Below are 20,671 nucleotides of genomic sequence, written 5' to 3'. Positions count from 1 at the left end.
ACTCTATTCCAGCGTGCATTTTTAATCCCTCAGTCGAATGTATCGCCTGAGTATCAATTCACGAAATGCCTGCGTCTTGAACAAAATTGCTGAGGATTGCAGCAGAATGGCTTTTTGATAGCGTGCCGGCGTGATACCCATTTGGCGCGAGAATGCACGCGTGAGGTGGCTTTGATCGGCAAAACCACTCATAACAGCGGCATCAGCCACACTATTCCCTTTTGCCAGCCATTGTCTTGCATTACGGACGCGCAACTGCATGAGATAGGCATGGGGCGTCATTCCAACTTCACGAGCAAAACTGCGCAAAAGTTGGAATCGACTTAGCCCACACAACGTTGCCAATTCACTCAGGCTCGTCTGACGTGATGGAGCATCATCTAAATATTGCTTTGCCCTTTGTATCGTGGGTGTCATGTTGGGCGGGAAAGCCAGGGTCAGAAGGTGGTGATGACAGAGGTGCATTAAGCATTGTAATAACGTCTCTTCCAGAAAACCCGGTTCAACCTTGGTCTGATTTAGGGCAAAAAAAAGCTGAAGCAGACGATGGCTCAGAGAGTTGTCTCTGACTAACGGCTTGAGCACTGCATCGGCATCAATCCTCTCCATCCGTAACTCCTGCCACAACAGTTCAGGTTCCAGATAGACCATCTGCCAGCTACGCGCGCCCTGAAGCGGCATACCATCGTGCACTTCTCCCGAATTGACAATAATCACATCTCCAGGGCCGGCCTCTATCTGCCCCAGCAGGCTCCATGAGCGCTGTGCACCTTGCGAGATGACACCCATCCCGAAGTGATCATGGGAATGGCGCGGGAAGGTATGTTCGCTCTGCAGCGCCATGGCCTCTGTACCCGCCATAGGGCTATGCAGAACGCGTGACAAGTGGACGGGCTTTACCAACGTCGTTTCTCCGCAGATACACACTGACTGCTACTTTAGCGCCTTTTCCTCTCAGCAGAAAAAAAACCGCAGGGATTTTGTACGATGTTGTGCTAACGTCAGATTTATTCCCCAATCTGCCGCGAGCCGATGATGTCTTGGTTCATTACGTTGACCACAGTGACAACCACCACCGCATTCATCGGCGGCGTGAGTGTATCTGTAGCAAAAACGTAAGCGTACAGAATCCTCACCCCGTCAGCCAATGGACGGGGATTGTCTCCGTTCATCACCCAGTGAAAGGAGACACACCATGCCATCCTCAAGTAAAAAAGCGCTATTGATTATCGATATGCAACACGGTTTGTTTTTTGCGCCGCAGCAGCCATTTGCCGCAGAAACTTTGCTGAACAATATCAACACGTTGATTGCCCGTGCACGCGACGCAAAAGCTCCGATCTTTGCTGCTCGCCATACCGGGCCTGAGGGAACACCTCTTGCCGAGAGCAGTCCTCTCACGCAGCTTATTCCACAGTTGGCGATAGATGCCGAGTTGGATGGTGTGTTTGTGAAACGCTACCCCAACTGTTTCCGTGGCACGACGCTCCTGGCTTCGCTACAACTCGCCGGAATTGAAGAGTTGGTGATTTGTGGTATGAAAACAGAATATTGCGTGGATACGACTTGCCGGGCAGCGGCAAACTTAGGCTTTCGCGTGGTATTAATCAGCGATGCACATAGCACGACAGACAACGGGCAGATGAGTGCATCCCAGATCATTGCCCATCATAACCAAACGCTATCGGGTCCGTTTGCCCAACTGGCGGCTACGGCTGACGCGCTCATTTGAATGTTTGGGCGCGGTCAATATCGCGCCCTGACCTCAGTACCGCGCGCGCCCGCTGAATCCCGCACCCAGTAAAATACTTTGATAAACCTGTGTGCTGGATTCTCCCTCCTCATTCATCAAGCGCGAGATAAAAAAGGGGTAAAGAAAAAGGGTGCAGGCATAAAATATCAGACTACATCAATTGTATGCCAAAGCGCTTTAGCAACGTTGCCCACAGGACAAAAATCACGATAGTTAACAGGCAACTCGCCACCAGCGTGGGCCAAAATCCCCAGCGCTGATAGAGAAATGGAAAGGCGACAAACATCGGCAGGGTTGGCACCACGTACCAGAAGGTATACCAGGCGTGGCTGGCGATCTTTGCCTGGCTCTGACCTTCCAGCTTCATCCAGATCAACACCAATATCGTCACTAATGGCAGCGCCGCAATCAACCCTCCGAGACGGTCACTGCGTTTCGCCACTTCAGAAATCAGCACCACCATGCCCGCCGTGATGGCGTATTTTACGATGAGCCACAGCATGGTTTGCTCCTACTTCAGATATGAACGAATAACGCTGACAATCTCTTCCAAATCCTGAGTGCGCTCCGCTTCGGTGGCAGATTCATTCATCAGGTGCTCTTTGATATGCCCCTCCAGCAGTTCTGCCATTAGACCATTAACTGCCCCGCGTACCGCTGCTACCTGCTGCAACACTTTTAGGCACTCCTCACCCGATTCCAATGCGGTCTCGAGCGAAGCTGCCTGCCCTTTAATACGACGTACGCGGGTTAACAGGCTTTTCTGATGCTTGAGTATATGGCCCATTCTCGGCTCCTGTTGATCTTAATGTATACTGGGGTATAGTATATTTTCTTTGAATTTTTTGATTTTACGGCACTGCAATGCCGCTTTCAACTTATCACGACACGAGATGCACACCATGAATGATTTCGCTGCCCTGCTGAGCCAGGGCACGTCTAGCGCGTTGCTGTTTATCCCAAGCGCCATCTTGCTTGGGGCGTTGCACGGCCTGGAGCCGGGTCACTCTAAGACGATGATGGCGGCATTTATCGTCGCCATACGTGGCAGTGTTCGCCAGGCGGTGATGCTGGGTCTGGCAGCCACTTTTTCCCACACTACGGTGGTATGGCTGATTGCGATGGGCGGGATGTATATCAGTCGGCAGTTTACTGCCGAAGCTGCCGAACCCTGGCTGCAGCTGATTTCGGGCCTCATTATCATTGCAACAGCTGCCTGGATGTTTTGGCGTACCTGGTCTGAAGCACAAGCGTGGCATCAGCACCACGATCATGAACATACGCAGGATCATCATCATGAACATGGGCATCATCATGAGCATGGGCATCATCATGAACATGAGCATCATCATGAGCACGGGCATCATCATAAGCATGAGCATCATCATGGGCACGGGCATCATCATGAGCACGGGCATCATCATGAACATGAGCATCATCATGAGCACGGGCATCATCATAAGCATGAACATCATCATGGGCACGGGCATCATCATGAACACGGACATCATGGCGAATTGGCCAGGTTCGCGAAAGGTTCTCAGGAATATCAGGATGCTCACGAGCGCGCGCACGCGGAAGACATACGCCGACGCTTTGATGGCCGTGAAATCAGCAATCTGCAAATTCTTCTCTTCGGCCTGACGGGGGGATTAATTCCCTGCCCCGCAGCGATCACGGTCCTCCTTCTCTGCCTGCAGGTGAAGCAGTTTAGTCTTGGTGCGGCGCTGGTGGTCTGCTTCAGCATCGGCCTGGCGCTTACGCTGGTGACCGTCGGCGTAGGTGCGGCGCTAAGTGTTCGGCATGTATCCCGTCGATGGAAAGGTTTCGCCGATATTGCACGCCGCGCACCTTACTTCTCTAGTGCCCTGATTGCCATCGTGGGCGTCTATATGATGTTCCATGGCTACAGTGGCCTCACCCAATAAGGAATTATTTCCATGTCTGTAAAATCGCCTTGTACTGATGTCTGTATTTTTGAGGGAAAAAATGGCTGGTGTCGTGCCTGCGGCCGTACGCGTAAAGAGGCACAGGAGTGGCGCAAAATGTCACCCTATCACCGCAAGGCGATTGAACGCGCATTGAAAGATCGCGTTGCGACGTTGCAAATAAAATAGTCAGGTGCTTCGTTCAATCATGCGCACCAGCTTATTCACTGCGGGAGTACGTTCACGTTTACGATATAAGAACCAAATGGATGAAGGAATAACGGCTCCGGGTATTTCGCGATAAGTGATGCCGGTTAATTTTAATTGAGTCACCAGAATAGCCGGTATTACCGCGACACCATTACCTAATGCGACATTGGCCAGCACTTCATTTAAACTGCCCGCCGACCAGCTACGACTAAGAATAAACCCACCACGCTGTGCAAAGGTCACGGTGCCAGACACTTGTTCGGGCAAAATAAAGGTTTCCCCTTTAAGTTGCGCAGGTTCGATGGGTTGTTCCTGCGCAACCAGCGGGTGGTTATCCGGCAGTGCCAATGCGAAGTGATCTTGCTCGACTTCAATGTATCCGACATCGGCAGGCAACGGCACAGGACCGCGCACAAAGGCAACATCAATAGTACGTTCACTGACCTGAGTGGCCAGTGTATCCATGACTGATTCACGTGCATTGATTGAGATATCAGGTGCGCTGGCACTAAAGCTCGTCAATAACCGGGTTAAAATGCCAGATAATAGTGCGGATGCCACATAGCCCACGCGGATATAACCGCGTTCGCCGCGAGCGGCACTACGTACTCGGGATTTGGCCTGCTCCGCATGTTGTAGAGTCTCACGCGCCTCCTGTTGGAAAATTTCTCCAATCTGCGTCAACTCGACTTTACGTTGAGTGCGATAAAATAATGGCGCACCTAATTCTTCTTCCAATTGATTAATCTGCACCGACAGCGTCGGCGTGGATATATTAAGATTCTCAGCCGCCACGCCATAATGCAGCGTTTTTGCCAGTTCCAGAAAATAGCGTAGATGGCGTAATTCCACGTTTTACCTCCTACTTATCTTGTGTGATGAACATGTCGATCATTACCTGAAACGGAAACGCCAGCAATATAAATGTTGTTAGGTTTTGCCTAACAATAACTCCAGTACTGTTTATTGAATGACTTCCGTGATGGATTCAAGCTGTAAAGCATTCACTACCATGCTCGCGGGAGAAAAGATGTCCACTGCTACCATCGCGCTCGACCATCGCCATCTGAATCGTGTTTTACTCGTCGCCTCAACCGGTTGCGCATTGACGGTAATCGACACCAATATCGTCGGCGTTATGTTGCCAACCATCGCTAAAGGTCTGCATGCTTCTTTTGCAGACATGGAATGGGTCATTGGCGCTTACGTGCTGAGCTTTTCCTCACTCCTTTTGCCGGCAGGGTCGCTGGCAGACAAATTTGGCCGACGCCGACTCTTTCTCGGCGGCATTTTACTGTTTGCACTGGCCTCACTCGCCTGTGGCATGGCGACCAGCGTTTTGGCACTCAATATTGCCCGTGCGGTTCAGGGTATTGGCTCCGCATTTCTGCTGGCGCCAGCACTGGCAATTATCGCGCACAGCTTTCGCGATAGTCAGGCACGTAACCGGGCATGGGCGATTTGGGGCGGTGTGATGGGATTGACCATGGTGCTGGCACCGTTAGCCGGCGGCATGATCAGTACGTTGCTTGGCTGGCGCTGGACATTTTTTGTCAATATTCCTATTTGTGCCCTGCTGATGCTGGCCGTCACCCGCCACATTGAGGAATCCAGGCATGAACACGCGGGTAAACTCGATTTACCTGGCATCGCGCTGTTTATCGCAGGCATGTTCTGTTTGACCTGGGCATTAATATTAGCGCCGCAACATGGCTGGTTGAGCCGTGAAGTGGTGGGCAGATTGTGTCTCGGCGCGTTGTGGTTTGGCCTATTTATCCGTGTGGAAAGTGGCAAAAGCAGGCCGATGTTGAATCTGCAACTTTTCCGCTCGTTCCCCTTTATTGGCGCAGTATTAGCGATGTTTGCTTACGCTGCCACCGCGCAAGTTATGACCTCATTACTGCCGCTGTTATTGCAGAATGTTGAGGGAATGACGCCTTTAATGGCCGGAGCGGGTATGCTGCCTTTCGCTTTGGCAATGCTGCTGTTTCCTGTTGTGGCGCGCTGGCTCGGCAAACGCCTGCATGCCGCCACTTTACTGGCTCTTGGCCTGGTCACCGTCTCCTTTGGCAACATGATGATTGCGACTGCCGTGTACCACCACCATTTGCTGCTGACCCTGGCGGGTATGGCCCTACTCGGCAGTGGCGGTGGGCTGCTCAATGGCGAAACCCAAAAGGCGATTATGGCAACCGTACCGCCGCAGCAGGCAGGAATGGCATCGGGTATCAGCACAACAGCCCGTTTTTCCGGCATTTTGTTAGGATTTGCCACGCTGGGCGCGATTCTGGCGGCCAGCACACAGTGGCAATTACAATCAGCGATGCTACACGCGCAGTTGCCCCTTCAACCCGGTTTTAGCGCGCAGGTTATCGCCGGCGATTTCCGCCATGCACTGGCGATGTATGACGCCGTTCATCAGGTCTCTTTACAACCACTCATCATTACCAGCTACGCCGATGGATTTGCCAGCATGTTGTTGTGTGCTGCAGCATTTGCCCTGTTTTCCGCCATCGTTGTGCTCTATTCGGCGCGTCAGCCAACGGCGCTAGCCCAGCGCTAATTTTCAAGCGTGGGATCGACTGTCGCACGCACAACCCGTCCTTGTTGAGGAGCAATAATGAAGAAGTTAATGACCCTACTCTGCTTAAGCAGCTTGCCACTGTTTGCCCATGCGGCGGCGTTTTCGCTTAGGTCAGCAGACTTCGCCGATAACGGCGTGATGAAGAAAGCATTGGGTGGCAATGATAAGAACAATCTCTCCTGCAGCGGCAAAAACCTGTCGCCCGCGCTTAGCTGGGCCAATCCGCCCGTGGGCACCCAGAGTTATGTGCTACTGCTGACCGATCCGGCTGGCGCCAAAGGCTTGGGGGTGACGCATATGCTGGCGTACAACATTGATGCTACGCGTAACAAATTCCAACAGGGTGAGTTAAGCAAAGGAGGAAATTTTAGCTATGGCACCAATACGCCCGGCACGCAAAACTATTATGGCCCTTGTCCACCCGCAGGCGCGGGCTATCACCACTACAATTTTGTGCTGGTGGCGACCGACCTTGCGAACGGCACTTTACCCGCAGGACTCAGTCACACTGAGTTAGTCGAAAAATTGAAAGGTCACGCGCTGGGTTCTGCTAGCCTGGTCGGGCGTTTAGAGAATTGATTGCAGCGGGTCGCCGGCCTGGCGACCCAATAAAATTAGTGTCGAATCGCACAACCACACTGCGACATTTCACCCGGGACATATTTTCCGTGATGGGAGTGACGCACCTGCAACTCACCTTGCTGCCAGGCGTTGCCTGTATCAGCACGGTTTTCCAGTAAACGATTCAGTGCTTCGTTGACCAGCAAGTCACGACGCTGTGCCCAACTGGTCAGATGCCAGGTTGAGGCGCGGGCTTCATCCACATCATCAAAACCTACGACTGCCACGTGTGCGCCCTGGCCAAAATCGCGCACTGCCTGCAATGCACCAAAGGCCAGCACATCGCTTTCGCAGAACAGTGCATTAATGCGCTCGGCTGCACGGGTTTTCTTCAGGTAGGCCATCATGGTCTGATAAGCCAGTTCTCGATCGTTAGCCCCGGCCACCAGCTGAATGTTCAACGTTTTATGTTCTGCCTCAAGGCTGGACACCATGCCTGCCATTTGACGCGCGGGATCGGCCTGCTGCTGACTGTGCATAAAGCCAAAGCGTTGATGTCCTTGAGACAGTAACAATAACCCCATCTCAGCACCCGCATCGAAACCATCGGCAATCACGACCTCAGCACCTGCTTCACGGCTCTGGCTTAAATGCACCGTCGCCACGTCAGGCAGTAGTTTTGCTGCGGTATGCAATTCATCCTCAAACAGGGATGTCAGAAATACCAACCCCGCCAGCGGCAAAGATGCGGCATTCTGCAACATACGTTGATAGCTTTCTGCTGAATCGACATTCAGCAACAGCGTCACTAAACCACGCGCGTTTAACTGGCGCGTCATTTCATTCAGCATCGTGACGGTATTTGGGTTGGTGAATTCATCGCTGACGATGCCGATGATATTGGGATTAACGGCCATGAACGAGCTCTCCTGCAACTTAGCGTGCGGTCATTATTTTGTAGGTAACGTAAGACACTTCACGTTACCCGATTAAGTCGCTATCGCCAATCATCAGACTTGCTGTCTCTTCTGCATTTTTAACGTCGGGTCAGGGCCAGGCGAATTCCCAGGCCAATGAATGTCATACCGACGATACGATCCAGCAGCTTTTGCAGCGTAATGTTGCGCGATACTGCACTCGCAGCACCGCCCGCCAGCAGGGCAAACGTCACATCAGTGATCAACCCAATCACCGCGTATGTTAGTCCCAACAGCAGGAAGGAACTCGCATGATAGTTACCCTCTACCACGACGAATTGTGGGAAGAACGAAATGAAAAACAATAACACTTTGGGATTAGTGATAGATGTAATAAAACCGCGGACTAAAAGATTACGTGTATTGGAGCGTGGCACCTGAGTCTGTGAGCGACATCCCTGTGGTTTGACAATAAATGTTTCCCACACCATCTTGCCACCTAAATAAATAAGATAAGCAGCCCCGATATATTTAATCGCTGTAAATAACATCGGCGAGGCGGTAATTAACGCCGTTAAGCCTATTGCACTGGCCAACGCATGCGTACAGCTGCCGAGCGCCACACCGCTCGCAGATATCACGCCGCTGCGTCGCCCATTGGCCACGCTTTGCCCGACCACATAAGCGAGGTCCGGACCCGGCGTGATACACAGCAGAAATACCGAAACGAGGAACAGGGGAAAATGGATGATATCCAGCATGTTAACTCCTTGTTGAAGTGGCGTTTGTTGTACTGAGTATGGCCACGTAATCCAATCTGATGACGATTTATTTTGAGACAAAGTAACGAAGGTAGAGCTGATACTCTTCGCTCATATTATCGGGCATATCATCAGTGGTGAAGAATGCCAATGACAACCCCTCACTTTTATCATTTATTAAACTACCATGCCATTTTTTTGACCAGTAAAGGGCGGTGACAACATTGATTTCATCGTTATTATTAAGCGTAAAAGTAAATTCTTTGCCAGAAAAGACTTTCAAAAAATGAAGTTCATCGATATCAATATTCGTCTCTTCTTTCACTTCACGCATAGCGGTTTGTTCGAGGCTTTCACCCGGTTCCATCAACCCACCGGGTAGTCCCCAGCTTCCGTCTAATCGCTGTTGTAGTAAAATACGTTGCTTATCGTCAAGGATGATGACGTTCGCTCCCACAAGCAGCAACATACGATGTCCAACTAAGGTTCTCATCTCGCTGACATAGCTCATCATGTTCTCCATCCCGTTTAGAATTAAGAAAAAATAGCGTTAATTCATGACGATTTAGCAACGCCAATACACAATGCGCACGCATTGCGCCATCACTCTTTTGTCGCCGCTACAGTATGAGTGACAGGACTAAACCTCATCGTCATGGAGTTAAACTTGTGGCAACACTTACCCTACGCGTAGCGCGACCGGTTTCACAACTGGAGCTCAGTCGTGAACTTTATCAATCAGGATTGGGACTGGATGTGATTGGCGCCTTTGAAGACCACCAAGGCTTCAATGGCGTGATGCTGGGAAAAGCAGATGTGCCCTGGCATCTGGAATTCACACAATGCACTTCGCATCCGGTCATCCCTTCACCCTCATCAGAAGATCTGTTGGTGCTGTATTTACCCGAGCGTGATAGGTGGCAGCAAACATGCCAGCAAATGGTATTGGCTGGATTTGTACAGATTGATTCGTTCAACCCATATTGGGATCAAAACGGAAAAACGTATCAAGATCACGATGGTTATCGAACCGTCATACAGTGTCAGCAGTGGCCGTAGCCTCTCGCATGCCTGACCGCGACAGAAATGTGCAGGGCGCCGACGCGCCCTGCACATTACTCTTCGAGTAGAATCGAGAAACCGCCGTAAATCATTCTTTTGCCATCAAACGGCATGTTTTCGCCCATCTCTTTCATCCGCGGATCGGACATCATTTTCTGATTGGCCGCATCACGCACTTCACGTGAGGGATATTCAATCCAGCTGAACACCACTGTTTCTCCCTCTTCCGCTTTCACCGACCGATAAAAATCCGTGAGCTTGCCTTCAGGTACATCATCTGCCCAGCACTCCACGATGCGGGTGGCACCAAACTCCTTAAACAGCGGCGCTGCTTTGGCCGCCATGGCACGGTAATCCTCTTTATTAACTTCAGGCACCGCAACGACAAAACCATCTACGTACGACATAGGCTATTCCTCCGTCGTGCTGTACACGGCCGACAGTGACCGCAGAGTAAAGTGTACAAATGATGTGCAAATCATGAGCAACTGCAGCACTGAAACTGCGTGTTGTCTCGCAGATTCCTGCTTGCGGCCGAAATTGCGTTACACTGTGCACCTCGATAGTTACGCCATCAGGATAGTTATGCGCATCACCATTGATTCGGCCGATCAGCCGTTTATTCACCGTTTGCTCGGAGAAGAGATAGGGCAAGTGGATACCCAATCCAGCGACACGCGTTTACAACACGCCCTCGACATCGCTCGGCAGCAGAAAAATCACGAAGCGGAACTCGACTGGAAACGCAATGCGGTGTTTTTAGCGTTGTTTATTTTCCTCTATGCCGTCCTGGGCGCCTCGCTGACGCTGGATCTCACCGCACAAGCACCCAGCCACAAAAGTTTGGTGTATGCATTAGAAGCTGTCCCCGTGCTGATCGCCTTTTCCGGTCTGTTTGTCTCGTTGTTATTCCTGTTCTTCACCCGCAGCAGCGCGCGACGCCTGCGCAGTTGGGATCAAGGCATTTTTGTGCTGGAGAAATACGTTGGCACCAACCTCTATAAGCAAATCAATGAGATGGGCGCTCGCACTACCAACTATTCACAGTCAGCCATTAACGTTGCGCTTGCCCTGTTTATTTGTGTGACCTGGGTGGTGATGTACAACTACTTCACCTTTACCACCAGCGGCGTAATTGGCAGCGTGATTTCTTTGTTTATCACCACCATGACCTACGTGATACTCGATATTCAGTTGTTAAAGTCAGGCACCTCTATTGCGATTGATGAGCCACTGATTCCGGCTGACGAAGATAAAGAGAAGAAATAATCCCCTGCATCAGGTGGCCTAAGGGCCGCCTCGATATTTCTGGCCTATAATCATGCTGACATACCCTTTAATACGGATCAGGATCGATAAAGGAGCAGTAATGAAAATATGGCCCATCGCCGCACTTGCCGCGTTATCGTTAACGCTGGTTGCCTGTAAATCCCCGACGCCACCAAAAGGTGTCACGCCTATCAGCCCTTTTGATGCCAACCGCTATTTGGGCAAATGGTACGAAATCGCCCGCCTGGATCACCGCTTTGAGCGCGGCAAAGATCATGTCACAGCCACTTATACTCAACGCAACGATGGCGGCATAAACGTGCTGAATCGTGGATATGATTCGGTGAAAAAAGAGTGGAGTGAGAGTGAGGGCAAGGCCTATTTCACCGGCAAATCGGATACCGCAGCGCTTAAAGTCTCCTTTTTTGGCCCGTTCTATGGCGGCTATAACGTGATCGCATTGGATGATGATTATCAATACGCGCTAGTGAGCGGTCCAAATCGGGGTTATTTATGGATCTTGTCGCGAGAGCCGAAGCTTCCGAATCAAGTGAAAAAACAGTACCTGGCTATCGCGCAAAGGCTGGGGTTTGATGTGGATAGGCTCATCTGGGTGGATCAAGGTTAAAACTGCACTCAGGAATGAAGTCATTCTACTTTCCATCCCTGTGTAGTTCAGCATAACCGGGCGTGAGATTCTGGTTATGCTGCAGCGTTGGGGTGGAGAATCTTCAATCGGCTTATGACCAATAACTTGCAGGCTTGCAACCTATCACGGGTTACCCCTTATTGGATGAGGAACACATCATTCAGTGAAAAGTGTACATGAATGATTTATTTGAACGAATCCCTTATTTATTAATCATATAACCAGGCATGTTTATAATGCGCTTCTCTTCGCAATATTGCCCTTTCAAAAAAGCTGCTAAAATACGTCATCGTCTATGATTTCATCAGTATAAAATATCTTTATCTGAAATTTCAAAGCTCTGATCATTCTGACTTGTCAATCAACATGTTGAGTCAACCCATCAGGTTGCTGTTCGCTTTTTTCATTATCGCATTGCCAGTGGTGAGGAAAAAATGAATGAAATAACAGAAGATTCCCCCAGAACAAATCTCAGATTATTATGGGGCTTACTGATTGTATTAACACTCATTTCGCTGCAGTGCCCAGCGAGCGAAATTAACCTATATTCCATCAACACGGGTTCCTACGTTTATCATCTGACCGGGAATCATGGGCAATACACTGAAAATTTTGAGAATAACTTCTTTTCGGTAGAAAGAAAATTGTCCGAAGATTCCACCTATAGCGTCCTGATCGGCACCATGAAAAACAGCTTTGACGATCGCTGTCTTGCGTTAGGGGTGAGAAAAGACTGGAAAACCTGGGATGATGGCTGGACCTTTAAAGGTATCTACGGCTACACCGGTGAGTTTTTTTTCGATGCCTTTAAGGATTGTGGCGATCACGGTTCCTATCACGACTTTAAAAAGGCCACCGGAATAGGATTCTCACCCTATATTTATCATGGCTTTCAATATAATTTCACACCCTATTTCGGCATTGAATCGGGGATTATTATCCCCTCGGTATTTGTTATCACCATTCAATGGAGCTTTAGATAAAATCTGAAATTTGACGTACTGATTTTTCCAGCTAATCGAGAATAATTGTCACTAGCTCGAGGAACCTGTTCAGGGGGAGATACCGTTGCACTACGCAAGTTGGAAAATCATATCTTTTGACCGGGCATGGCCTGTGGCTTCACAACATCGCGAATATTCTGTGGATAATGCCAGCCCAGGTGACTATCATCAACCCACCCTACTCACTACTGATAAATAAGGAGGATTACTATGCCATCGTGTGAATTGTTTATTTACTCACACTTTTATAGTAATTGGCCGCGCTCAGCTATCTCTGCATTCGTGCTGCGATAATCCGCCTGAGCGAAGTCTACTGAAATTCTCAACCCTTCCTCCGGCTTACCGGGTTGTCGTCAGCAGTTTTTGACGTCAGGCGTTCGCATGCCTGCAACTTATGAGTAAGCACATGAGCACATTACTATCCGCACACGCTGTCGGCTTTGATAACGCCTTCGGTACCCTTTTTCACGACATCAATTTCAGCCTCAAAAAAGGTGATCGCATTGGGCTGCTCGGTGATAACGGCACGGGAAAAAGTACCCTGCTAAAAATCCTCAGCGGTGAACTTGCAAGCAGTCAGGGCAGCGTTACGTTAGCCAACCACTGTTTGCTGGCGCGAATTGAGCAACATCTTCCCACTCTGCTCCAGCAAGCCACGCTGCTGACAAGCGTGATTGCGCGTCTGCCAGAACAGCAACAGGTCAGTGAAGCCTGGCGAGCGGAAGCGCTACTCTCTTCGCTGGGGTTCGATGCTGAACAGCATACCCAAACGGCAGCCACGTTGAGTGGCGGTCAACATATGCGGTTACTGCTGGCGCGTGCACTTATTCTCCAGCCTGATCTGCTGTTACTGGATGAACCCAGCAACCATCTGGATCTTCCAACGCTGCTTTGGCTGGAACAGTTCCTGATAAATTGGAAAGGCAGCTTTGTGCTGGTGTCACATGACAGCACCTTGCTGGATCAGGTCACCAATTGCAGCTGGATCCTGCGCGATCAAACCCTGCAATTCTTCCGCCTGCCCTGCTCCGCTGCCCGACTAGCGCTGGCCCAGCAGGATGAAACCGATGCGCAACGTTATCAGGCAGAACAGAATGAGATTGAGCGCGTCGAAAAAAGTGCCAAACGGCTGGCAATTTGGGGACGTACCTACGACAACGAAGGTCTGTCGCGTAAAGCGCAGCAAATGGAGAAACGCGCCAGTTGGTTGAAAGAGGCACAAACCACGTTGACCGAAGGCAGTCTATGGCGTCTTCAACTGCTGGGAGAAGCGCTGGATGCCGATCGGGTGCTGGCGCTGACTGAAATGCACATTCGCCCAGCGGAGAACGCGCCTGCGTTGTTTTCGTTACCCAGCCTGCAGGTTAAAAGCGGCGACCGCATCGCCATAGTGGGCCGCAACGGCAGCGGGAAATCTTCGCTGCTGCGCCAACTCTGGCTGGAATACCAGCGTGAGACCACCACACTGTTTCATCCGCGTGCAAAGCTAGGTTATTACGACCAAAGCCTCACGCAATTGCATGATGAGGAGAGCCTCAACGAGGCACTGGCGCATTTTGCCCCTCTGAGTGACGACCAGCGAAAGATGGCTCTGATAGGTGCGGGGTTCCCTTATCTCCGTCATCAGCAATTAGTGGGCTCGCTGAGTGGCGGTGAACGCTCACGCCTGCTGTTTGTCGGGCTGACACTCGCGCGCTATTCCTTATTGCTGCTGGATGAGCCCACCAACCATTTGGATATGCTGGGTAAAGAGGAGTTGGCAGCCGCCCTCAATCAGTTCGAGGGCGCGGTGTTGCTGGTGTCGCACGATCGCAATCTGATCGCCAGCAGCTGTAACCGTTTCTGGCTGATTCAGGATCAGCAACTGAGCGAGTGGCATGACTTTGAACCGGTGATTGAGCAACTGAGTGCCAAACAACCGTCAGACAGCGAGACCGTAAATGTTCTGTCCGTGACGTCTGAATCGTACAACGATGAAGATGCGCTGCTGCTGGCGTTGTGTGATCTGGAAAGCAAGCTGGATGAAGATAGAGAGCGTAAGCCCAAACATCAAAAACCGGCGTTGCAGGCACAATGGCGCGATGAGATTGCGCAACTGAAACAGCAGTTGGGCATCCTTTAAGCGAACTTCCCATCAATACGCCCCTGCGATATTTGTATCCTGCATCCCAGGGGCATAATGCGCGATCACTGATAAATTACACCAGAGCGGCGCTCAACACTTGCGCCGCTCGTTTTAACTGATCAGCAGGATTGCGCCCAATCAGCACGTACTGATATCCGCTGCGATGCCACCACACCAGATTCATACCGTGCCGTTTTTCCTGCGCCAATGCACTCTGTTTACTCGCATCTTCCCGCGAAATACACAGGGCCATCGGACCGTAATTGCTGTGATTCCAGGCGATTTGAGTGATCAGTGAATCGTCGTAGCGCAGCATACGCACACTTTTCAGGCTCGCTTCAGGAAGCGTCAATTGCTCAGTCGTCAGACGCAGATCGAGGTCGCGCGCCGTGCGTTGTAATGAACGCGCTAACACCTGTGGCGAACTGTCGACATCCGCCAACGTTTCCGGGCTATAGAGCGACATATATTGTGCTTCCAGTTCACGTATTCGCGCGCTCTCATCCTGTTCAGCTTTCGCGACGGGTCTGGCCCAAAAACCGACGGCACTGCCCACCAGCAGAAAACTGACTGATGCTGCGATCAACGCACGGCGGCTAACCTGAACAGCCTCTTTTATCGGTGCGGATGGCGTGTTTTCGAGCAGGTACGCCAGTCGTGACTCCATACGCTCCAGCGGCGCCTCATCCAGCATTGGCGCGAACGCATCCGCAAAAGGTTGATTGCTTTTCATTAGCTCAGCCGTCCGTGCTGACAACGTTTCACTGCGCTTTAGTTCGTTTTCAAACGCCTGAGCATCCTCCGCGCGCATTTCACCATCCAGCCAGGCAACGATAGCTTCGTCGGCATAGGGCGAGGTAAATCGTGGTGCATTCACAAGCGTTTCTCCTGTACCGCAGGCCGCGCTGTCACTGCGCTGGCTAAAGTAGTGCGTGCCGCAGCGAGGCGGCTCATGATGGTTCCAATCGGTACGGCCAGCGTGTCGGCGGCTTCCTGATAGGTAAAACCCTCGACATAAACTAAAAATACCGCGTTGCGCTGTGCCTCTGGCAACTGCCCAACCCGTTGCATCACTTTGGCATATTGCATGCGCTGTTCATTGTGTTGCTGATGGTCGGGAGCGAGCAATTCATCACTCTCGACGAATCCCTGCCCCATGCGTACCCGCTGCGCGCGCAGTTCGTTGATCCACACGGAGTGCAGCACGGTGAACAGCCAGCGATCGATGCGTGTGCCCGGTGTGTACTGGGCGCTGCGTTCCAGCGCCCGGACACAAGTGGACTGCACTAACTCTTCGGCCACATCTTTATTACGCGATAACACCATCGCGTAACGCCACATACGCGTCAGATGCGCCGCCAGATGTTGACGGACTTCAGTGCTGGTAATGTTTCTATCCTCCGTCAACAGCGGTCATCAGGACTCAGGATGACCATTAATGGCCGCGTGCAAATCCTGATACTCTTCACACTTCACCCCGCACAGCGATTTGATGATAGTGAGCTGCTCTTTAGCCAGATCCGGACGGCCTTTGATCATCCAGGCTTCACCTAAATATTCACGCACTTTGGCATATTTGGGGTCTAGTGCGATCGATTTCTGATAGTAACGCATCCCTTCGTCGGTGCGGCCCAGTTTACGTGTGGCGTAGCCGCGATAGTTCCATGCCTCTTTGGTGTTCTGATTGTGCAACGTATCCAGTAACGTCAGCGCAGCTTGATACTCGCCTTTTTTCGCCAGATGGTAGGCGTAATTCGTCTTATCCTCATCACTCAGCATGCTGGTTTTTTCCGGCACGCAGGATTTGGTTTTGCTGTCATAAACCTGCCCTTTCGGACAGTCCGGGGTTTTCTTGTCACTGTCGTCATCGCCCATGGCGAATGCAGTCGGTGCATGTAACACCATCAGCAATACTGGCACGGCAAACCAGCGAACCTGATTCATCATCTTCATCATTCATTTATCCTCGCGGAGGGGCATCGAATCGCGCAACGGCAGCATACGGCGCAGCACGTTGTCACGCAGAACGTAGTGATGGAGTAACGCCGCCAGCGCATGCGCGCCTGCCAGGCTAATCAGCGCCCAGGCAACGTTATTGTGTAATCCCGCCAGCGTGTGACGCAGTGCGGTATCGACATGAATAAAGGTTGGAATATCGAACAGGCCAAAGAAATCAAACGGTTCCTGTTGCGCCCAACGAAACAGAAAACCCAATACAACCTGAGTGAATAATAACAGGTACAACAAGCCATGAACGGCATGCGCGATGATGCGCATCGGCGTGTTGCTTTCAGCTGGTGCCACGGCCAAATGCGTCTGACGTTGGCAATAGAAACGCCACAGTGGGCGCACAATCATCACCAAAGCCAGCAAAATGCCAAAAGAGATATGCCACGCCTGTAAACCCTTGCGCAGCGGTGTGCCCTTTTCCAGTTGTTCCCAAATGTGCGCCGAGGCAAACAGAAAAATGACGCTAAACGCAGTGATCCAGTGCAGCGTCATGCTGAAAGCGTCATAGCGTTGACGTGAGTTTTGGCGCGCCGGAGCGGACATAGCATTTCCCAAATAGTGAGTGGTTTAGGGGTAAACAACTCAACGACGATTTCTATTCGAAAAATTTTCATTTTTTTCTCAACGCACCCAACTTAATGCAGAAATCCTGACGAATTTTCTCCTGTTTGTTGCATTTAGTGATTACTATTCTCGCTTCATTAAAGGGATGCTTATGTTGAATACCTCTAAAAAGCGGCTTTTGGTCGCGATCGCTATTTTGGCGATCATTATTCTGGTCTGGGCCTACAGCAGTTCAAGACCAAAACCGAATCCACTGGTCACTGCCGTGGTGCGTCAAGGCGACATCGAAAACGTCATCGCTGCGACCGGCAAGATGGACGCTATTGAGCGCGTCAATGTCGGTGCGCAGGTTTCAGGTCAGGTGAAAAAGCTCTATATCAAAGCCGGAGATAACGTCAGTAAGGGCGAGCTGATCGCTGAAATTGACGACCAGCCACAGCGCAGTGATTTACGCAACGCGCAGGCTGCACTGAGCGTCGCGCAAGCCGATCTGGAGACACGCGAAGCGACGTTGGTCAGGCAGGATGCGCAGTTCAAACGCCTGCAGCAAATGATTAAAGCCAACCTGGTGTCACGTCAGGATTTTGACGAAGCGGCAGAAGCGTGGAGCACCGCACGTGCTGAGTTGACGGCGCAAAAAGCGCGCGTCATTCAAGCACAAATTGAGGTGGACAAGAAGCAGCTCGATCTCAGCTATACCCGCATCATGGCACCGATGGATGGCACGGTGATCGCCATCGTGACCAAACAGGGCCAGACGGTTAACGCCGCGCAGAGCGCGCCGACCATCGCCAAGCTGGCGCAACTGGGCACCATGACCATTAAAGTGCAGGTTTCCGAAGCGGACATCACCAACATCCACCCCGGCCAGCAAGCCTGGTTTACCACCTTCGCCAATCCCGATAAACGCTACAACGCGACGCTGCGTAGCATTGAACTGGCACCCGAATCAGTGATGAAAGATGATGCCTTGATGGGCAACAGTGAAAGTACGCCGGCCAGCAGTACCAATGCCGCCATTTATTACAATGCGTTACTCGATGTTCCCAATCCCGATAACACCCTGCGCATCTCAATGACCGCGCAAGTTAATCTGCTGCGCGACACTGCGAAAGACGCGCTGTTGATTCCGGTACAGGCAACGAAAAAAGACGCGGAAGGCAAGACCTTTGTCGAGGTGGCGAACAAGGAGAATCAGCCTGAGAAACGTATTATCACCACCGGTATTTCAGACAGCGTTGATATTCAGGTTCTCAGCGGCTTGAAAGCCGGTGAGAAAGTCATCCTTGCTACCCAAGCCGCCGGTGCGGACAAGGTGGTGATGTGAGCTTGATCGAACTGAAAAACATTCAGCGCAGCTATGTTAACGGTTCAGAATCTTTGCATGTGCTGAAAGATATCAATTTGCAGATCGCCAGTGGCGAAATGGTCGCGATCATTGGCCCTTCCGGCTCGGGCAAATCCACATTGCTGAATATTCTCGGCTGCCTGGATGCCGCCGACAGCGGTCACTATTTTATCTCAGGCCAGAATACCGCTTCACTCTCTCCGGACGCGCTGGCGAAAGTCCGCCGTGAACATATTGGCTTCATTTTTCAGCGCTACCACTTAATGCCGGACCTGACCGCATTAAGCAACGTCGAAATCCCGGCGATTTATGCCAATTTGCCGGGGCATGCGCGGCGGGCGCGTGCTGCTCAATTACTGGAGCGACTCGGTCTCAAAGGCCGTGAACACCATAAACCGGGTGAACTCTCTGGTGGCCAGCAACAGCGCGTCAGTATTGCGCGAGCGTTGATTAATGGAGCCGAGATTATTCTCGCCGATGAACCGACCGGCGCGCTGGATTCTCATTCTGGCGAGGAAGTGTTACGCATTCTTCATGACCTGAATCGTGACGGTCATACGGTAATTATCGTCACACACGATATGAAAGTGGCGCAACACGCAGACCGCATCATCGAAATCCAGGACGGCGAAATTTTTGCTGACAGCGGGCCAAAAACAGAGGCGACGCGATCGCGCTATCAGCCAATGGTGAGCAGAAGTCAGAGCAAGCTGCGCGGATTTGTTGATCGCCTGCGCGAGTCAATGCGCATGGCGCTAAATGCCATGAATACGCATCGCTTACGCACCGCACTCACCATGACCGGTATTATCTTTGGTATTGCCGCTGTCGTCACTGTCGTCGCGCTTGGACAAGGTGCGCGTGAAAAAACGCTGGAGAGTATTTCCGGTCTCGGGACGAATGTGGTGTCCGTGTATGCCGGCGGCGATTTCGCCGAAGATGATGCGCATCCGGTGTTGACGCTGGTGATGGCGGATGCCGATGTGATTGCTCGCCAGCAGTTTGTCGACAAAGTCAGCCCTGAGCTGCTCTCGACGCAGCCGATCCGTTATCTCTCCAACTCGTCAAAAGCATCCGTATCGGGCGTCGGCAAAGATTACTTTGAGATTCAGGGCATCAAACTCACCGAAGGCAGCAACTTCAGTGATGAACGCCATGCCCGGCAAGAGATCATCATTGATACCAATACGCGCAATAAGCTGTTTGCAGCCAATGAAAACCCCATCGGAAAAATGATCGTGTTAGGGTCTGTGCCGGTGCGAGTCATTGGTGTGGCGCATGAAGATAACGGCATTTCGCCCAATCGTCTCAGCGTGTGGCTGCCCTGGAGCACCATGATGTACCGCATCAGTGGGCAAACAGCGCTCACAAGTATCAGCGTTAAGCTTAAAGATGATGTGGTCAGCGGTCCGGCGGTGGAATCTCTCACGCAACTATTGACTGCGCGCCATGGCACCAAAGACTTCCTGATGTTTAACCGCGATAAGTACCGCAAAGCGATTGAAGGGGCAGCAGCCACCTTGACCTTGCTGATTTTGATGGTGGCATCGATTGCGCTGATGATCGGCAGCATCGGCGTGATGAATATTATGCTGGTGTCCGTCACCGAACGAACGCATGAGATTGGCGTGCGTATGGCCGTGGGTGCGCGGCGTGGCGATATCATGCAGCAGTTTATGATTGAGGCGGTGCTGGTATGTTTGGTTGGCGGTTCACTCGGCGTGGCACTCTCACTGGTGATCGGTCCGCTGATTAGCCTGATGGCAGGCGGTGTACTGACAGCCATCTACTCATGGGAATCCGCGGGGGCAGCTTTCGCCTGCTCCACTATTATCGGCATGATTTTTGGTTATTTGCCTGCGCGCAAAGCTGCCCGTATGGATCCGGTCGCCGCGCTGGCGAGTGAGTAAATGTATCTTCTCGGGT

24 protein-coding genes are annotated in these 20,671 nt (G+C 51.5%); 12 read left to right on the top strand and 12 right to left on the bottom strand.

What is annotated here, in order from left to right; all coding sequences use genetic code 11:
* Window positions 1-21 precede the first annotated feature (21 nt).
* Window positions 22-843: a helix-turn-helix transcriptional regulator gene (locus tag CRO33_RS17965; RefSeq protein WP_255253289.1), complete on the bottom strand. Its 822-nt coding sequence runs from the start codon at window positions 841-843 to the stop codon at window positions 22-24.
* Window positions 844-1,195: 352 nt separating this feature from the next.
* On the opposite strand from CRO33_RS17965, the gene CRO33_RS17960 reads away from it, so the two are divergent.
* Window positions 1,196-1,732 (top strand): cysteine hydrolase family protein, encoded by a 537-nt coding sequence (locus tag CRO33_RS17960; RefSeq protein ID WP_097119072.1) that lies wholly within the window; start codon window positions 1,196-1,198, stop codon window positions 1,730-1,732.
* Between the two features lie 172 nt (window positions 1,733-1,904).
* On the opposite strand, the gene CRO33_RS17955 is transcribed toward CRO33_RS17960, so the two are convergent.
* Window positions 1,905-2,255, bottom strand: coding sequence for a DUF3147 family protein (locus tag CRO33_RS17955; RefSeq protein WP_097119071.1), 351 nt, complete (start codon window positions 2,253-2,255; stop codon window positions 1,905-1,907).
* Between the two features lie 9 nt (window positions 2,256-2,264).
* The gene (locus CRO33_RS17950) at window positions 2,265-2,540 is read right to left on the bottom strand and encodes a metal/formaldehyde-sensitive transcriptional repressor (protein WP_097119070.1); all 276 of its coding nucleotides are present in this window, start codon (window positions 2,538-2,540) and stop codon (window positions 2,265-2,267) included.
* Between the two features lie 115 nt (window positions 2,541-2,655).
* On the opposite strand from CRO33_RS17950, the gene CRO33_RS17945 reads away from it, so the two are divergent.
* Complete coding sequence (locus tag CRO33_RS17945; RefSeq protein ID WP_097119188.1) at window positions 2,656-3,681, top strand: nickel/cobalt efflux protein RcnA; 1,026 nt, start codon at window positions 2,656-2,658, stop codon at window positions 3,679-3,681.
* A gap of 12 nt (window positions 3,682-3,693) precedes the next feature.
* Window positions 3,694-3,870 (top strand): DUF1289 domain-containing protein, encoded by a 177-nt coding sequence (locus CRO33_RS17940; protein WP_034829866.1) that lies wholly within the window; start codon window positions 3,694-3,696, stop codon window positions 3,868-3,870.
* Here the strand turns inward: CRO33_RS17940 and CRO33_RS17935 are convergent, their stop codons facing one another.
* Entirely contained in the window at window positions 3,871-4,743 is an 873-nt protein-coding gene (locus tag CRO33_RS17935) for a LysR substrate-binding domain-containing protein (protein WP_034829867.1), read from the bottom strand.
* A gap of 178 nt (window positions 4,744-4,921) precedes the next feature.
* Between CRO33_RS17935 and CRO33_RS17930 the strand changes: the two genes are divergently transcribed.
* The gene (locus tag CRO33_RS17930) at window positions 4,922-6,454 is read left to right on the top strand and encodes an MFS transporter (protein WP_097119069.1); all 1,533 of its coding nucleotides are present in this window, start codon (window positions 4,922-4,924) and stop codon (window positions 6,452-6,454) included.
* A 57-nt stretch (window positions 6,455-6,511) separates the two neighbouring features.
* Window positions 6,512-7,054 carry a YbhB/YbcL family Raf kinase inhibitor-like protein gene (locus CRO33_RS17925; protein WP_097119068.1) on the top strand — a complete coding sequence of 181 codons (543 nt, stop codon included), beginning with the start codon at window positions 6,512-6,514 and terminating at the stop codon, window positions 7,052-7,054.
* A gap of 35 nt (window positions 7,055-7,089) precedes the next feature.
* Here CRO33_RS17925 and CRO33_RS17920 read toward each other — a convergent pair whose 3' ends face one another.
* From CRO33_RS17920 to CRO33_RS17910, 3 genes are all read right to left on the bottom strand, one after another.
* Window positions 7,090-7,953, bottom strand: coding sequence for a substrate-binding domain-containing protein (locus CRO33_RS17920; RefSeq protein ID WP_097119067.1), 864 nt, complete (start codon window positions 7,951-7,953; stop codon window positions 7,090-7,092).
* Window positions 7,954-8,072: 119 nt separating this feature from the next.
* Complete coding sequence (locus CRO33_RS17915; protein ID WP_097119066.1) at window positions 8,073-8,714, bottom strand: LysE family translocator; 642 nt, start codon at window positions 8,712-8,714, stop codon at window positions 8,073-8,075.
* 67 nt (window positions 8,715-8,781) lie between these two features.
* Window positions 8,782-9,228, bottom strand: coding sequence for an NUDIX hydrolase (locus CRO33_RS17910; protein WP_369682980.1), 447 nt, complete (start codon window positions 9,226-9,228; stop codon window positions 8,782-8,784).
* Between the two features lie 155 nt (window positions 9,229-9,383).
* On the opposite strand from CRO33_RS17910, the gene CRO33_RS17905 reads away from it, so the two are divergent.
* Window positions 9,384-9,773 carry a prolyl endopeptidase gene (locus tag CRO33_RS17905; RefSeq protein WP_097119064.1) on the top strand — a complete coding sequence of 130 codons (390 nt, stop codon included), beginning with the start codon at window positions 9,384-9,386 and terminating at the stop codon, window positions 9,771-9,773.
* 56 nt (window positions 9,774-9,829) lie between these two features.
* Here the strand turns inward: CRO33_RS17905 and CRO33_RS17900 are convergent, their stop codons facing one another.
* On the bottom strand, window positions 9,830-10,183 hold the full coding sequence (locus CRO33_RS17900) for a DUF1428 domain-containing protein (RefSeq protein WP_034829871.1): 354 nt from the start codon (window positions 10,181-10,183) through the stop codon (window positions 9,830-9,832).
* Between the two features lie 178 nt (window positions 10,184-10,361).
* Here CRO33_RS17900 and CRO33_RS17895 point away from each other — a divergent pair, with 178 nt between their 5' ends.
* The 4 genes from CRO33_RS17895 to CRO33_RS17880 all read left to right on the top strand — a co-directional run bounded on the left by CRO33_RS17895 (window position 10,362) and on the right by CRO33_RS17880 (window position 14,820).
* On the top strand, window positions 10,362-11,045 hold the full coding sequence (locus tag CRO33_RS17895; RefSeq protein ID WP_058960967.1) for a RipA family octameric membrane protein: 684 nt from the start codon (window positions 10,362-10,364) through the stop codon (window positions 11,043-11,045).
* 100 nt (window positions 11,046-11,145) lie between these two features.
* A complete protein-coding gene (gene blc / locus CRO33_RS17890) occupies window positions 11,146-11,673 on the top strand; it encodes an outer membrane lipoprotein Blc (protein ID WP_097119063.1) in 528 nt (175 codons plus the stop codon).
* Window positions 11,674-12,128: 455 nt separating this feature from the next.
* Entirely contained in the window at window positions 12,129-12,677 is a 549-nt protein-coding gene (locus CRO33_RS17885; protein WP_255253288.1) for a hypothetical protein, read from the top strand.
* 427 nt (window positions 12,678-13,104) lie between these two features.
* On the top strand, window positions 13,105-14,820 hold the full coding sequence (locus CRO33_RS17880) for an ABC-F family ATP-binding cassette domain-containing protein (protein WP_097119062.1): 1,716 nt from the start codon (window positions 13,105-13,107) through the stop codon (window positions 14,818-14,820).
* Window positions 14,821-14,896: 76 nt separating this feature from the next.
* Here CRO33_RS17880 and CRO33_RS17875 read toward each other — a convergent pair whose 3' ends face one another.
* The 4 genes from CRO33_RS17875 to CRO33_RS17860 form a co-directional block, all read right to left on the bottom strand.
* Window positions 14,897-15,700, bottom strand: a complete 804-nt coding sequence (locus CRO33_RS17875) for an anti-sigma factor family protein (protein WP_097119061.1) — start codon at window positions 15,698-15,700, stop codon at window positions 14,897-14,899.
* Entirely contained in the window at window positions 15,697-16,164 is a 468-nt protein-coding gene (locus CRO33_RS17870) for a sigma-70 family RNA polymerase sigma factor (protein ID WP_230599210.1), read from the bottom strand. The genes CRO33_RS17875 and CRO33_RS17870 overlap by 4 nt, the downstream gene beginning before the upstream one ends.
* A gap of 75 nt (window positions 16,165-16,239) precedes the next feature.
* The gene (locus CRO33_RS17865) at window positions 16,240-16,776 is read right to left on the bottom strand and encodes a tetratricopeptide repeat protein (protein ID WP_082678128.1); all 537 of its coding nucleotides are present in this window, start codon (window positions 16,774-16,776) and stop codon (window positions 16,240-16,242) included.
* A gap of 3 nt (window positions 16,777-16,779) precedes the next feature.
* A complete protein-coding gene (locus CRO33_RS17860) occupies window positions 16,780-17,376 on the bottom strand; it encodes a cytochrome b (protein WP_097119060.1) in 597 nt (198 codons plus the stop codon).
* 172 nt (window positions 17,377-17,548) lie between these two features.
* Here CRO33_RS17860 and CRO33_RS17855 point away from each other — a divergent pair, with 172 nt between their 5' ends.
* Together CRO33_RS17855 and CRO33_RS17850 are read left to right on the top strand one after the other, a co-directional pair.
* A complete protein-coding gene (locus CRO33_RS17855) occupies window positions 17,549-18,724 on the top strand; it encodes an efflux RND transporter periplasmic adaptor subunit (RefSeq protein WP_097119059.1) in 1,176 nt (391 codons plus the stop codon).
* Window positions 18,721-20,655 (top strand): MacB family efflux pump subunit, encoded by a 1,935-nt coding sequence (locus CRO33_RS17850; protein WP_034829880.1) that lies wholly within the window; start codon window positions 18,721-18,723, stop codon window positions 20,653-20,655. Before CRO33_RS17855 ends, CRO33_RS17850 begins: the two co-directional genes overlap by 4 nt.
* Window positions 20,656-20,671: the final 16 nt, after the last annotated feature.

The organism is Pantoea sp. GL120224-02 (assembly GCF_900215395.1).
Lineage (GTDB): Bacteria > Pseudomonadota > Gammaproteobacteria > Enterobacterales > Enterobacteriaceae > Pantoea > Pantoea communis.
This window is presented reverse-complemented; position numbering and strand designations above follow the sequence as displayed.

What these genes read in the sequence shown, in the direction of transcription:
- CRO33_RS17920 (WP_097119067.1), bottom strand. Translation starts at nt 7,953, where the DNA reads ATGGCCGTTAATCCCAATATCATCGGCATCGTCAGCGATGAATTCACC.
- CRO33_RS17895 (WP_058960967.1), top strand. Translation starts at nt 10,362, where the DNA reads ATGCGCATCACCATTGATTCGGCCGATCAGCCGTTTATTCACCGTTTG.
- CRO33_RS17860 (WP_097119060.1), bottom strand. Translation starts at nt 17,376, where the DNA reads ATGTCCGCTCCGGCGCGCCAAAACTCACGTCAACGCTATGACGCTTTC.
- CRO33_RS17915 (WP_097119066.1), bottom strand. Translation starts at nt 8,714, where the DNA reads ATGCTGGATATCATCCATTTTCCCCTGTTCCTCGTTTCGGTATTTCTG.
- CRO33_RS17925 (WP_097119068.1), top strand. Translation starts at nt 6,512, where the DNA reads ATGAAGAAGTTAATGACCCTACTCTGCTTAAGCAGCTTGCCACTGTTT.
- CRO33_RS17955 (WP_097119071.1), bottom strand. Translation starts at nt 2,255, where the DNA reads ATGCTGTGGCTCATCGTAAAATACGCCATCACGGCGGGCATGGTGGTG.
- CRO33_RS17940 (WP_034829866.1), top strand. Translation starts at nt 3,694, where the DNA reads ATGTCTGTAAAATCGCCTTGTACTGATGTCTGTATTTTTGAGGGAAAA.
- CRO33_RS17870 (WP_230599210.1), bottom strand. Translation starts at nt 16,164, where the DNA reads ATGTGGCGTTACGCGATGGTGTTATCGCGTAATAAAGATGTGGCCGAA.
- CRO33_RS17885 (WP_255253288.1), top strand. Translation starts at nt 12,129, where the DNA reads ATGAATGAAATAACAGAAGATTCCCCCAGAACAAATCTCAGATTATTA.
- CRO33_RS17855 (WP_097119059.1), top strand. Translation starts at nt 17,549, where the DNA reads ATGTTGAATACCTCTAAAAAGCGGCTTTTGGTCGCGATCGCTATTTTG.
- CRO33_RS17965 (WP_255253289.1), bottom strand. Translation starts at nt 843, where the DNA reads ATGGCGCTGCAGAGCGAACATACCTTCCCGCGCCATTCCCATGATCAC.
- CRO33_RS17930 (WP_097119069.1), top strand. Translation starts at nt 4,922, where the DNA reads ATGTCCACTGCTACCATCGCGCTCGACCATCGCCATCTGAATCGTGTT.
- CRO33_RS17900 (WP_034829871.1), bottom strand. Translation starts at nt 10,183, where the DNA reads ATGTCGTACGTAGATGGTTTTGTCGTTGCGGTGCCTGAAGTTAATAAA.
- CRO33_RS17880 (WP_097119062.1), top strand. Translation starts at nt 13,105, where the DNA reads ATGAGCACATTACTATCCGCACACGCTGTCGGCTTTGATAACGCCTTC.
- CRO33_RS17960 (WP_097119072.1), top strand. Translation starts at nt 1,196, where the DNA reads ATGCCATCCTCAAGTAAAAAAGCGCTATTGATTATCGATATGCAACAC.
- CRO33_RS17865 (WP_082678128.1), bottom strand. Translation starts at nt 16,776, where the DNA reads ATGAAGATGATGAATCAGGTTCGCTGGTTTGCCGTGCCAGTATTGCTG.
- CRO33_RS17950 (WP_097119070.1), bottom strand. Translation starts at nt 2,540, where the DNA reads ATGGGCCATATACTCAAGCATCAGAAAAGCCTGTTAACCCGCGTACGT.
- CRO33_RS17910 (WP_369682980.1), bottom strand. Translation starts at nt 9,228, where the DNA reads ATGATGAGCTATGTCAGCGAGATGAGAACCTTAGTTGGACATCGTATG.
- CRO33_RS17945 (WP_097119188.1), top strand. Translation starts at nt 2,656, where the DNA reads ATGAATGATTTCGCTGCCCTGCTGAGCCAGGGCACGTCTAGCGCGTTG.
- blc (WP_097119063.1), top strand. Translation starts at nt 11,146, where the DNA reads ATGAAAATATGGCCCATCGCCGCACTTGCCGCGTTATCGTTAACGCTG.